The sequence below is a fragment of the uncultured Fretibacterium sp. genome, from assembly GCF_938030725.1.
Lineage (GTDB): Bacteria > Synergistota > Synergistia > Synergistales > Aminobacteriaceae > Fretibacterium.
In genome coordinates this window covers 1-12,142 of record NZ_CALHIQ010000075.1, presented here as the reverse complement: position 1 = coordinate 12,142, position 12,142 = coordinate 1, and the positions used below count along the sequence as shown (strand labels likewise).

At 64.5% G+C, this 12,142-nt stretch carries 15 protein-coding genes; 3 read left to right on the top strand and 12 right to left on the bottom strand.

The window, feature by feature from the left end; translation table 11 throughout:
* The 10 genes from Q0629_RS04415 to Q0629_RS04370 all read right to left on the bottom strand — a co-directional run.
* Nucleotides 1-183: hypothetical protein (locus tag Q0629_RS04415; protein ID WP_298779409.1), on the bottom strand; the 183-nt coding region annotated here is incomplete at its 3' end.
* A 176-nt stretch (nucleotides 184-359) separates the two neighbouring features.
* Nucleotides 360-1,790 carry a Do family serine endopeptidase gene (locus tag Q0629_RS04410; protein ID WP_298779407.1) on the bottom strand — a complete coding sequence of 477 codons (1,431 nt, stop codon included), beginning with the start codon at nucleotides 1,788-1,790 and terminating at the stop codon, nucleotides 360-362.
* A 202-nt stretch (nucleotides 1,791-1,992) separates the two neighbouring features.
* Nucleotides 1,993-2,865 carry a prolipoprotein diacylglyceryl transferase family protein gene (locus tag Q0629_RS04405; RefSeq protein WP_298779404.1) on the bottom strand — a complete coding sequence of 291 codons (873 nt, stop codon included), beginning with the start codon at nucleotides 2,863-2,865 and terminating at the stop codon, nucleotides 1,993-1,995.
* A complete protein-coding gene (locus Q0629_RS04400) occupies nucleotides 2,798-3,520 on the bottom strand; it encodes a R3H domain-containing nucleic acid-binding protein (RefSeq protein ID WP_298779402.1) in 723 nt (240 codons plus the stop codon). Before Q0629_RS04400 ends, Q0629_RS04405 begins: the two co-directional genes overlap by 68 nt.
* A gap of 115 nt (nucleotides 3,521-3,635) precedes the next feature.
* A complete protein-coding gene (locus Q0629_RS04395; RefSeq protein ID WP_366123064.1) occupies nucleotides 3,636-4,463 on the bottom strand; it encodes a YidC/Oxa1 family membrane protein insertase in 828 nt (275 codons plus the stop codon).
* Between the two features lie 2 nt (nucleotides 4,464-4,465).
* Nucleotides 4,466-4,789 (bottom strand): membrane protein insertion efficiency factor YidD, encoded by a 324-nt coding sequence (yidD, locus tag Q0629_RS04390; protein ID WP_366123062.1) that lies wholly within the window; start codon nucleotides 4,787-4,789, stop codon nucleotides 4,466-4,468.
* Nucleotides 4,749-5,144, bottom strand: coding sequence for a ribonuclease P protein component (locus Q0629_RS04385; protein WP_298779400.1), 396 nt, complete (start codon nucleotides 5,142-5,144; stop codon nucleotides 4,749-4,751). The genes yidD and Q0629_RS04385 overlap by 41 nt, the downstream gene beginning before the upstream one ends.
* A complete protein-coding gene (rpmH, locus tag Q0629_RS04380) occupies nucleotides 5,126-5,266 on the bottom strand; it encodes a 50S ribosomal protein L34 (protein ID WP_208873312.1) in 141 nt (46 codons plus the stop codon). Before rpmH ends, Q0629_RS04385 begins: the two co-directional genes overlap by 19 nt.
* Before the next feature lie 137 nt (nucleotides 5,267-5,403).
* Nucleotides 5,404-5,763, bottom strand: coding sequence for a hypothetical protein (locus Q0629_RS04375; protein ID WP_298779393.1), 360 nt, complete (start codon nucleotides 5,761-5,763; stop codon nucleotides 5,404-5,406).
* Nucleotides 5,764-5,876: 113 nt separating this feature from the next.
* Nucleotides 5,877-6,794: an Rpn family recombination-promoting nuclease/putative transposase gene (locus Q0629_RS04370; RefSeq protein ID WP_298779391.1), complete on the bottom strand. Its 918-nt coding sequence runs from the start codon at nucleotides 6,792-6,794 to the stop codon at nucleotides 5,877-5,879.
* Between the two features lie 457 nt (nucleotides 6,795-7,251).
* Here Q0629_RS04370 and thrC point away from each other — a divergent pair, with 457 nt between their 5' ends.
* From thrC to Q0629_RS04355, 3 genes are all read left to right on the top strand, one after another.
* Nucleotides 7,252-8,301, top strand: a complete 1,050-nt coding sequence (gene thrC, locus Q0629_RS04365; RefSeq protein WP_298779388.1) for a threonine synthase — start codon at nucleotides 7,252-7,254, stop codon at nucleotides 8,299-8,301.
* Nucleotides 8,298-9,248 carry a homoserine kinase gene (gene thrB, locus Q0629_RS04360; protein WP_298779386.1) on the top strand — a complete coding sequence of 317 codons (951 nt, stop codon included), beginning with the start codon at nucleotides 8,298-8,300 and terminating at the stop codon, nucleotides 9,246-9,248. The genes thrC and thrB overlap by 4 nt, the downstream gene beginning before the upstream one ends.
* Nucleotides 9,249-9,469: 221 nt before the next feature.
* Nucleotides 9,470-10,594 (top strand): glycerol dehydrogenase, encoded by a 1,125-nt coding sequence (locus Q0629_RS04355; protein WP_298779384.1) that lies wholly within the window; start codon nucleotides 9,470-9,472, stop codon nucleotides 10,592-10,594.
* Nucleotides 10,595-10,672: 78 nt separating this feature from the next.
* Here the strand turns inward: Q0629_RS04355 and Q0629_RS04350 are convergent, their stop codons facing one another.
* On the bottom strand, nucleotides 10,673-10,798 hold the full coding sequence (locus Q0629_RS04350; RefSeq protein WP_298779382.1) for a hypothetical protein: 126 nt from the start codon (nucleotides 10,796-10,798) through the stop codon (nucleotides 10,673-10,675).
* Nucleotides 10,799-10,811: 13 nt separating this feature from the next.
* Nucleotides 10,812-11,948, bottom strand: a complete 1,137-nt coding sequence (locus Q0629_RS04345; RefSeq protein WP_298779380.1) for a sodium ion-translocating decarboxylase subunit beta — start codon at nucleotides 11,946-11,948, stop codon at nucleotides 10,812-10,814.
* Between the last annotated feature and the right edge of the window lie 194 nt (nucleotides 11,949-12,142).

Below are 12,142 nucleotides of genomic sequence, written 5' to 3'. Positions count from 1 at the left end.
CGCCGCCGCGCGGAGGGCAAATCCGTCAACGGCGCGGGCGGCCGAGAGGGTGGGGGGCGTTTCCCTGGCCTCGTTGGTCCCCGCCGCGGCCACGTTCTCCGCCGCCGTCAGACACGCCAGGGAGAACAGGCAGAACGCAGCGACCTTCGCCGCTCCGAAAAAGTACATCGCAAACTGCAGCATACGCAAGCGCCTCCATTCATGATTTGTCAGTGCTTTGCCGGTGCTTGTCCCAAACTCGCCGCTTCCCATCATGGGCCGACATCGTGCCATTTCCAGGGAAGTGCTGAACGACGAGGCGGGCCATGTCGGTCCGCCTCGATCGCCGCCTCAGGAGCCGGAGCTCAGACGACGCGCCATCAATCCTCACTGCTCAGGGAGACGATGAACGTCTGCCCGTCCCGCCCCACCATCAGGACGACGGACTTGCCGTCCCCGTTCACGGCTCCCTTCAGGTCGCTGAGGTCCGCGACGTTGCGCCCGTTCACCTGAATCAGCAGGTCGCCCTCGCGGATGCCGGCGTTCTGAGCCATGGAGTTTTGAGCCACGCCCACGATCACCAGTCCCTCCGCATCCTTGTCGAGGCGATACTCCCTGCGGAGCGCGTTCGAGAGGGGCGCCACCTCGAGGCCCACTTCCTTCAGAACGTCGCTGGAGCTCTGAGCGTTTCCACGACCGTCGGAGCGGCCGTCCGCCGAATCGGGACGCTGGTCCAGCGTCACCTTCAGGGTGAGGTTCCTGCCGCCGCGGACGATCCCCAGCTCCGCCGTCGTGCCGGGGGACAGGGTGCGAACGCTCTGCACGAAGGCGTTGGCGTCCTCCACGTCCTTGCCGTTCAGCTTCACCACCACGTCGCCGCGCTTCACGCCGGCCTTCGCCGCCGCGGAGTCCGGGAACACGTCGCTGATGATCGCGCCGTTCTCCGCATCGACGCCGTAGGCCCTGGCGATCTCAGGCGTCAGCTTCTGCACTGCCACGCCCAGCCAGCCGCGCTTCACCTTGCCGTAGGACACCAGGTCGTCCATGATGGCCTTCGCCATGTTGACGGGGATGGCAAAGCCCATGCCCTGAGCGTAGGGCACGATGGCCGCGTTGATGCCCACCACGCGCCCGTCCATGTTCAGCAGGGGGCCGCCGCTGTTGCCGGGGTTGATGGCCGCGTCCGTCTGGAGCAGTCCGTCGAAGTTCACGTCCTCGGCGTGGATGCTCCTGTTCTTGGCGGAGATGACCCCCGCCGTGACGGAGTGCTCGAAGCCGTAGGGGTTGCCGATGGCCACGACCCATTCCCCGACCTCCACGGCGTCGGAGTCTCCAAGGTCGAGGGTGGGCAGGTTCCCCTTCGGCTCGATCTTGATAACCGCCAGGTCAAAGGTTGGGTCCTTGCCCAGCACCTTGGCCCTGTAGGTCTTGCCGTCCGCCAGCGTCACGGTGATCTTGTCCGCACCCTCCACGACGTGGTTGTTCGTCAGGATCTGGCCGTCCTTCGTGACGATGAAGCCGGACCCGCGCCCCTTCATGGGCACGGAGCGGGTGTACTCCTTAAAGGCGTCGCCGAAGAACTGGCGGAAGATGGGGTCGTCCCCAAAGGGGAAGGGGGATACCCTGCGCTTGCTCACGGCCTCGACGTCGATGTTCACCACGGCGGGGGACGTGTCCTTGACGATGGTGACGATGGGGTTCGCGGCCTGGGAGGACATGGCCAGAGCCGGGACGGCGCCCGCCGCCCCAAGGGCGAGCGCACAGGCCAGCAGGAGCGCCATGGACTTCTTAAACCTGAAACCATTCTTCATGATCAAAAGAGCACCTCCAGAATTTGCGGGGCGAGGGGAATGAAAAAGGGACCACAACGCCTCGATTGATGATGAGGTCATTGTAGTCCCGTGGGGCCAATCCTTCATGGAGTTTTCTACGGACGGGGCCATCCGAAAAAGGCGTTAAAAGCGCCTGATACAGCGATTTTACGGAGCTTCGTCCGCACCAATCCTCCACCCCTCACGCCCGGCGGTCGTCCTGCTTCAGCGCCCGAAGCGACCGCCACAGCCACACAAGCTCCAGGGGCAGCGCCCCCAGGAGGATCCAGTGCGAGGGGGACAGGCCGTCGACCGGCGCGTCGGCCCGCACGACGTCCACGGAGAGCCGCATCGCGGCGTAGAGCATCAGGCCGATGGAGGTGACGGCGCCGCCCCGGGCCCCCGCGCTCTCCTGGAGGCCCTCCCCCTGCCGGACGCGCCGGATGAGGGCGCGTTCGACGAGGTAGAGCACCAGGAGCATCGCGGCGGCGGCGGCCGAGTAATAGAGCTGCGTGGGGTGCCGCGCTACGCCGATCGGGTCCCTGGGGAAGTGCAGAGCCAGGGCGCACTTCGACGCGATGCCGACGCAGCAGCCGTTGAAGAAGCACCCCCATCGCCCCACCAGCATGGTCAGTGCCGCGGGCAGGGCGACCACGCCGCACAGCGACTGAAAGGGGGCCTTCGGATTGCGCCGACAGAGCACCAGGGCGGCGAGGAACGCGCCGAGAAACGCGCCGACCTCCGAGAGCTCGCCGTGCTTCAAGTCCAGGAAGAGGGAGGGGTCGGCGATGTAATCCTGGGCGTTCCGCAGGTACTCCATGGCGCGGGCCCCGAAGAGCATCCACAGGAACGACCAGCCGATGACGTGCCGCCCGGCCCCGTCGTCCACGCCGTAGAGGGGGAAGCGCCGGACGCTCCACAGGATCGCGAGGGACAGGGCCAGGAACCAGAGCACGCTGTAGGTGTCGATCTGAAGGCTTCCCAGCCGAAAGAGGACCGGATGCATGTCAATAGGGCCGGCGGCGAGGCGGACGGGAATGGCTGGGATACCGGCGGCCCATGCTCTCTGAGGCATCGAACCGGGGCAGCACGACGACCTTCCCCATCGGCGGCTCACCGACGGACTCCGTGCGCACGTCCTGGTTGTCGTGCAGCGTCGTGTGGATGACCCAGCGCTCCCAGCTCAGCATGGGGTCCAGTCGGACGGGGCGGCCGTACTCCGCCACCTGCCGTGCCGTGGCCTCCGCCAGGCGCTCCAGGCTGCGGGTGCGCCTCTCGCGGTAGCCGCAGCTGTCCACCCGGACGCGCGGCTCCAGGGAGGGGTCGCGCAGGGCGAGGTTCAGAAGATACTCCATGGCCTTCAGGGCATCGCCGTACCGTCCCACGACGCAATCCATCGCGTCCGGCCCCTCGATGTCGATCGTGCCGTCCTCCGTCAGGGAGGCCTGAGCGTCGAGGTCCATCCGCCCCATGAGATCGTTCAGGAAGGCAGCTCCCTTCAGCCCCAGCAGGTCCCCCGTCGGGGTCACCTCGACCTTCAGCCTGTTCCCAAAGAGGCCCAGAAAGCCGCGCTCGGAGCCGACCACCTCGGCCCGAAGAAGCTCGCGGGGCAGTCCCCACTCCTGCGACGCGGCGTCCAGCGCCTCCTCGACGGCGTTCACGTCGAACTGCAGCTTCCTCTCCGCAGGCTCCGGGCGCTCCTTCCTGTCCTCTCTCAACTCAAATGCCATGAAACACACCTCTCTCTCAAACGCCCCGCACGTCCATGGGATCGTTCGCGGGACCTTCGTGGCAAAAGGCAAAGGCGCCCGTCAGGCGGCGGGCGGAAGCTTGCCAAAGACGCGCTCAGGACAGGGGCTTCTCCTTCGCCGGCTTCTCCTGGAGTAGGACGGGCTTCTGCCGCATCTCCTCGTCCGTCTTGCGCATGACGCGCAGCTGATGCACCACGCCCATCAGGGAGGACACGCCCCAGTAGAGCAGGACGCCGCCCTGCAGGCCGATGCAGATGAACGTCAGGAACAGCGGCATGAACCAGCTCATCATGGCCATCTGCGGGTTCCCCGCGGAGCTGAGGTGCTGTTGATACCACGTCAGGAAAGCGATCAGGATCAGCAGGATCATGTTGGGCAGCCACATGCCGATGTTCGAGAAGAGGAGGGGAAGGTTGGTGAAGGAGGAGAAAAAGACCATGACGGCCCCCAGCTGATCGCGAGGGATCGGGACGCCCGCCTTGTCCACCAGGTTCAGCGCGTCGGCCATCGTCGTGAGGACCGATCCGTCGAGGTGGACCGTCAGGAACGTGGCCCCCGCAAAATCGTTGTTGTAGAGCACGCGGTAGAGCAGGATGAAGATGGGGAGCTGGATCAGGAGGGGCAGACACCCTGCGGCGGGGCTGACCTTTTCCTCCTTGTAGAGGGCCATCATCTCCCGGTTCAGCGTTTCCTTGTCATCTCCGTATTTATTCTGAAGCACCTTGATCCTGGGCTGGAGCTTCTGCATCCGCTGCATGCTGACCATCTGCTTCTGCGTCAGCGGGTGCATGGCGATGCGCACGATGACCGTCAGGAGGATGATCGCCAGCCCCCAGGAGTTCGTCACCCCGTACAGGGTTTCCAGCAGCCACATCATAAAGGTTTGAGCCTGATCCCACAGATAACCCAATAAGTCCACCATCCCTAGTCACAAAAATTGTCGTCCGCGCCGGCCCCTCCGCCCTCGCCGCGGGGCCGCTTTGGGGGCGGGTCGTAGCCGCCCTCGCTCCAGGGGCCACACCTCAGGAGGCGCCTCAGCGTCAGCCACCCGCCCCGAAAGAGCCCCCAGTCCCTCAGCGCGATGAGCGCGTACTGCGAGCAGGTGGGGTAGAAGCGGCAGTTCCTGCCCAGCAGGGGGGAGATGAGAACCTGATAGCCCCGCACCAGCAGCATGGCGAGCGCCGCCGCCGGCGTGGGACGCCGCCCCTCAGGCGCCTCTTTCGATCGGGGCGTTCCAGTCCGCGTCATCCGGCGCCTTCCACGCATCCGTCAAAAGGCCGCGCCTCCTGAAGAGGGCGGCCATGTCCTTGAACACCCGCCGGGCGTCGGAGGCGAGCCCCCTCTCCCTCAGGGAGAGGACGAGCGCCACATCCGGCACGACCCACGGGCTCAGCCGGCGAAAGGCCTCCCGCAGGATGCGGCGCCCGCGGACCCGAACGTGGGCCCTTCCCTGTCGCTTGCCGACGGCGTAGCCGACGCGCAGCCCATCGCCTGGCGTCCTCAAAAACAACAACCGCACCAGATCTCCCTGAACGCGAAGACCGGTGCGGAAAATGAGGTCAAACTCCCAGCCCTTCTTGAGAGTTACGCCATGGTCAGGCACTTGCGGCCCTTGCGCCTTCTGTTGCGAAGGATCTTGCGCCCCGACGGCGAGGCCGAACGGGCAAGAAAGCCGATCTTCCTCTTGCGCGGTTTCACATGCGGCTGAAAGGTTCCCTTTTTCACGAAAAAACGCCTCCTCAAATAGACAAACCGTTATCCACGGTGGTTTAACCACAATAGCTTTGAAATTATAACACAGCCCACGGGCGAACGCCACAACGACGCGCCCACCCAATGCAGCGGCGCGTTTCCTCCGTTCCTCAAGGAACCTGAAGCTCCGGGACGACCGAGGAATCCACCCTCTTGACGCTCTTCAGAGCATCGGCGGGGGCCTTGACCTCAAGGTCCGCCTCGTCGGCCTGAATCAGGAGGTAATCGCCGTCCTGGAGGCTCCCGAAGGCGGGCAAGATGAACAAGGCGTGCCACCGTTCGTCCGCCGGGCCATGCTTTTTGACGAACCACGGGGCCTTCCCCAACGCGGGGATGTCCGCAAAAAACAGGATGTTGTGCAATTGCAGCGGCTCCGTGTGGGAGAAGAGGGCCGTCCCTCCCTCGCTCTTGAACTCCAGCTTCAGGTCGGCCCCGCTGAGGGACCTCCCGCCGGCCAGGGGGGATTCCATCGCCGCCGCCGAGGTAGGAGCAGCGTCGCTATCACCAGACACACCGTTTTGTACAACATCTTCATCGTAAAATAATATTGTACCCTGCTGCGTATGCCAGGTGCTTAAGGTCCCTAAACGATTTCCGCTTTCAACGCCTCGACCTCGTCCATGGGCAGCCCGGTCGCCTGGGCAATCTTATCCAGGTCCAAACCCATCCGAATCAGGTTCCGGGCGATTTCAGCCCTGCCCTTCGCCTCACCTCTGGCCTCACCCCGCGCCTCGCCTCTGGCCTCGCTCTTGGCCTCTCGGCTCCTCACGTAGTTATCCCAATCGGACTGTTCCCTCTCCTGTATCAGGTAATTCACCCACAGGTCGGGCGTCTTGACAAACGCCTCCTCCATGTTCAATATCCTCCTGATGTCGGGGTCGTATGCCGCAATCTCGTTCAAAGCCTCGGTCTCTCCCACCGTACCCATGTACATCAACATCCTCTCCAGTCCCGTCATCCTATCGGGGGATTTCCCCCTTCCCAGCTTCCTCATCTTCGGGAGCTCCAGAAAGTGCATCTCAACCCCGCTGCAGTAGCACTTGTGGTTCTCCACGTCCATCATCCGCTGAACGGAGTGGTAGGCATCCGGCTTATCGGGAAACGCATCGAAGTCCAGCACGGCAATGAACACAACCTCACCCAACTGCCCATAGGGCTCGCCGACGACGATCTGCGAGGTGTAGTTCGCACAGGTGTAAAAGAGGCAGCGTTTGAGAAAATCGTTCTCATCCCGAATCTGAACCTCAACCTGAAAAAGGCGTCCGTCGGACGTCTTCGCCCTTACGTCGAAGCGCGTTCCCTTCCCCCGAAGGATGGGCTGGTCCAACTCCCTGTCGATGTACTCGATGTCGGCGATAACCCTCTCGGGGTCGTCCAGGACGTCGTTCAGAAAACGTATCAGGTTCGCCTTGTGCTGCCTCGATGCAAAAATGTACTTGAACAGCCGGTCGTTCAGCCTGTTGAGGCTGCGCCTTTCTTGTGTCGATGCATCCTCTATCATGGTCTCCGCTCCCCCTGGATTTCATAATCAAACGTGTTTTTTTCGCCGCCCGTCTTAACGGCATTCCGTCTTTATCCGCTTTCATTCTATCTTACGGCAGAAAATCCAGCAAATGCGTCTACCCCGCGTCCGATCAAACGCAGTTGTGCTGAAAGCGTCTTCTGGGTAAGTATTCGCGTGAATAGCAGATGGTAGAAATGGTGCCGCGACAATCGTGCTTGTGATGGGGAGCACGCCAACGCTTGTGTGCTCGCTGAATTGGCCGGCTTGAATAAGGTCCAACCTGCCTGGCGCTCTCCTTATTACTGCAATTTTTGGCTCTACCTGCCGTTTCCCCTAAGATTTCATCCTCATAAACCCTCAAGAAATCCCCCAAGGCGCCCATCATCGCGTATAATTCCTGAAAAGAGCTTGAGCCAGAAGGTCCGCTCAGGCCCAAGAGGAGGACTGATCGTTCATGGGTGTTCTAAAGCGATACGGGGAACTTCTCCCCATCACGCCGTCCACGCCGCAGGTCAACCTGGAGGAGGGCAGCACGCCGCTGATCCCGCTGCCCCGCATCGGGGACCGGCTCGGAGTGAAGCTCTACGGAAAGTTTGAGGGCTGCAACCCATCGGGGTCCTTCAAGGACCGGGGCATGGTGCTGGCCGTGGCCAAGGCGCTGGAGGAGGGGCGGCGGGCCCTGATCTGCGCCTCGACGGGCAACACCTCGGCCTCGGCCGCCGCCTACGCGGCCTCCGTGGGCATCCCCTGCTACGTCCTGCTGCCCGCGGGCAAGGTGGCGATGGGGAAGCTGGCGCAGGCGCTGATGTATGGGGCCACGGTCATCGCCGTGCGCGGCAACTTCGACCGGGCCCTTGAGCTGGCCCGCCAGGGCGCGGAGGAGAGCGGCTGCGCCATGGTGAACTCCGTGAACCCTTATCGCCTCATCGGGCAACGGTCGGGGGCCTGGGAGGTCTGCGAGGCGCTGGGGGGCCGCGCGCCGGACTGGCACGCCATACCGGTGGGGAACGCGGGCAACATCAGCGCCTACTGGGCAGGCTACTCGGAGTACCACAAGCTGGGAAAGATACCGGCCCTCCCCCGGATGATGGGCTTCCAGGCCGAGGGGGCCGCGCCGCTCGTGACGGGCAGGCCCTGCCCCGAACCGGAAACGGTCGCCACGGCCATCCGCATCGGGAACCCCGTCAGCGCGCACCTGGCGCGGGCCGCCGTGCAGGAGTCGGGCGGCGAGTTCAACGCCGTGTCCGACGAGGAGATTTTGAGCGCACAGCGGCTCCTGGCCAGCGAGGGCGGCGTCTTCGCGGAGCCCGCATCCTGCGCCCCGCTGGCGGGCCTCGTCAAGCTCAAGGGACAGGGCCGTCTGCCGGAGGGCATCACCGTGACGATGGTCCTGACGGGCAACGGCCTGAAGGACCCGGACACCGCCATGGGACAGGTGGGGCGCCCCATCGAGATCGGCGACTCGCCCGAGGAGCTGCTGAAGGTCCTGGCGGGCCGCTCATGAGGCAGGACGCGGAACCTGTCGTCGTCCTGAAAGTCCCGGCGACGACGGCGAACATGGGACCGGGCTTCGACACCTTCGGCATGGCCCTGTCCCTCCACAACCGCTTCAGCGTGACGGACGTCCTGCCGGAAGGGCGCTTCACGGTCCGCGTGACGGGGGAGGGCGCGCAGGAGCTGGGCGACGTGGAGAAGAACCTGCTCGTCAAAAGCTACTGCCGCGCCTGCGGCGAGTGGGGCGTCCCGCGTCGGGGATTCGTCCTGGAGAGCCACAACGTCATCCCCCTCCGGCGGGGTCTGGGCAGCTCCTCGACGGCCGTGGTGGCGGGCGTGATGCTGGCCAACCTCCTGACGGACGCCCGTGCGCCCGAGGACGAGGTCCTGCGCCTCATGACGGTCATCGAGGGGCATCCGGACAACGTCGTGCCCTGCGCCGTGGGCGGCATGACGGTTTCCTCCTGGGACGGGGAACGCCTGTGCTGCGTCCGGCTGCCGCCCCTGCCGCAGGACCTGCAGGCGGTCGCTGTCGTCCCGGACTGCGAGGTCAGCACGGAGTTGGCGCGCGCGATCCTGCCCGGCGAGGTGCCCTTTCGGGATGCGGTCCTCAACGTCAGCCGGGCGGCCCTCCTCGCCGCCGCATGGGCCACGGGGCGCTGGGACGTCCTGCCCTTTGCCTCGGAGGACCGGCTGCACCAGCCCTACCGCGCGGACCTGATCCCTGGCGGCGCGGAGGTCCTGGAGGAGGCACGCCGCCAGCCGGACTGCGTCGCGGCCTTCATCAGCGGATCGGGCCCCACGATGATCGCGCTGACCCGCGGGCCGACAGAGCCCGTCGCCTCGGCCATGTGCGCCGCCTTCGCCCGGCACGGCCTCTCCGCCCGCGCGCTCGTCCTGAGCGGGACGGCGGAGGGCGCGACCGTGGACGACCACAGGGCGACGGCAGCTCACTAAGGGGAACACAGGGCCGCTCCTCAAGAACGGCGGCCTGTACGAATACACCGCCCGCGAGCCCACGAACGACGTACCTTGTAAAGATATTGAATTCGTTTGAGTTGGCCGCCGGGATCACCCTAGGACCCCGTCCCGACCATGCTATAATGAAGCCACCGGCTCAGTAAAGCGTCATCAAGGTGAACGATCGTTCAAGTTTTTTATTCATGGGGGGTATTGACATGGCACGAATTTTTATCAGCCCGAACCGCTACATTCAGGGAGCGGGAGAGATGAAGAAGGTCGGCGAGTACACGGCCAACCTGGGCTCGAAGGCCCTGGTGCTCGTCAGCCAGGGCGGGAAGAAGCGGAGCGGCGCCGAGATCGAGGCGAGCTTCAAGGCCTCAAAGGCCAGCTGTCAGTTTGAGATCTTCAATGGCGAGTGCTCCCGGAAGGAGATCAACCGCATCGCGGCCGTCGTGAAGGGGGCCGGCTGCGACATCGTGGTGGGCGTCGGAGGCGGCAAGATATTCGACACGGCCAAGTCCGTGGCCAATCAGGCGGGAGCCCCTGTGGTCATCTGCCCCACCATCGCCGCCACGGACGCCCCCTGCAGCGCCCTCTCCGTCATCTACACCGACGACGGCAAGTTCGAGGAGTACGAGTTCTTCAAGGCCAACCCCAACGTCGTCATCATGGACACGGACATCATCTCGAAGTCCCCCGTGCGCCTGACGGTCTCCGGCATCGGGGACGCCCTGGCCACCTACTTTGAAGCCCGCGCCTGCATGAGGTCCGGCGCCGTCACCTGCGCCGGCGGCAAGACGGGCGGTGCGGCCATGGCCGTCGCAAAGCTGTGTTTCGACACGCTGATGGCGGAGGGCGTCAAGGCCAAGCTGGCCTTGGAGGCCCACGCCTGCACGGAGGCCGTGGAGAAGATCATCGAGGCCAACACCCTGCTGTCAGGCATCGGGTTCGAGAGCGGCGGCCTCGCCGGCGCCCACGCCATCCACAACGGCTTCACCATCCTGCCGGAGTGCCACCACATGTACCACGGCGAAAAGGTCGCCTTCGGCACGCTGACGCAACTGGTGCTGGAGGACATCCCACAGGAGGAGCTTCAGGCCGTCCTGCGCTTCTGCGTGGCCGTCGGCCTGCCCGTGACGATGAAGCAGTTGGGCATCGAAGACCCGACGCCGGAGAAGATCATGAGCGTCGCCACAGCCGCCTGCGCGCCCAACGACACGCTGCACAACATGCCCTTCGAGGTCACGCCGGAAAAGGTGTCGGCCGCCATCTTCGCCGCGGACGCCATCGGCCGTCAGGCGCTCAAGGACTACAAGCCGGTGGGTGGCGAAGCCTGCTAACGGGCCGCCGCCGGAACGCTCAACAAAAAGGTCGGGCGGGGGATCGCTCCCCTGCCCGACCTTTCGCCCTCTCCGGCCCTAGCGGATCCGGCCCATGGCCCACACCACGAGGCTGATGAGGACGATGACGACGAAGATGCCCTCCATCCCCTGCCCCATGATCTTCAGGGAAACGATGAAGTTCTGCACGACCTCTGAACTCATGACGCTCGCCTCCTTACAGGTACTGGGTGACCAGGCTGATGACCAGTCCGCCCGCCACCACCGAGGCGATCTGGCCGGACACGTTGGCGCCCACCGCGTGCATCAGCAGGATGTTGCCCTTCTCCTCCTCCGCGGCCATCCTCTGCACCACGCGGGAGGACATGGGGAAGGCGGAGATTCCGGCCGCGCCGATCATGGGATTGACCTTCTGCTTGAGGAAGAGGTTCAGCACCTTGGCGAAGACCACGCCACCGATCGTGTCGAACACGAAGGCCGCAAGCCCGATGAGCAGGATGAGGAGCGTGTCCATCCGCACGAAGGCCTCCGCCTTCATGCTGAAGGAGATCGTGATGCCCAGGAGCAGCGTGATGAGGTTGGAGAACTCGTCCTGCGCCGTGCGGGACAGCGTGTTCAGCACGCCGCACTCGCGCACCAGGTTGCCGAACATCAAAAAGCCCACCAGCGCCACCGACGCAGGGGCGATGAGCCCGACGATGAACGTCACGAAGATGGGGAACAGGATGCGCGTGCGCCGGGTCACGCTGCCCGGCGTGTAGGCCATACGGATGCGCCGCTCCTTCTTCGTGGTGACCAGCCGGATGGCCAGGGGCTGGATGATGGGCACCAACGCCATGTAGGAGTAGGCGGCCACCGCGATGGCGCCTATGTAGTTGGAGTGCATGATCTGCGCCACGAGGATGGAGGTCGGGCCGTCCGCCGCGCCGATGATGCCGATGGAGGCGGCGTCCTTCAGGTCGAAGCCAAGGAGCGTCGCGAGGCTGATGGCGACGAAGATGCCAAACTGCGCCGCCGCGCCGAACAGGAAGAGCACGGGCTGCGCCAACAGAGGCCCAAAGTCGATCATGGCCCCGATGCCGATAAAGAGCAGGATCGGCAGCGCCTCGGAGGCGCTGATCGCCGTTTCAAACAGCCACTGAATGATCCCTGCCGTTTCCCCAATGCCTGCCATGGACTGATTCACCACGCCGGACAGCGGCAGGTTCACCAGGATGGCCCCAAAGCCCAGCGGAAGCAGCAGGGTCGGCTCATACTCCTTCTTGATGGCAAGCCAGATCAACGCGCCGCCCACCGCGTACATCGCAGCCTGCTTCGCCGTGATGGCCATGAGCCCCTCCAACAACAAATTCATCGAAAAGCACCCCTCCTGAAAAGGTCCAAGTCAGACTTTCTGCAATACGTCAACTCGCTCTTGCACCCACAGCCCCTACAACAAAGGAGCCGGTCCTGGCCGGCTCCTCTCTATAGTCAACGTTCATCGTATACAAAAATGGCTCCACGACCAGGACTCGAACCTGGAACCTAGTGGTTAACAGCCACCCGCTC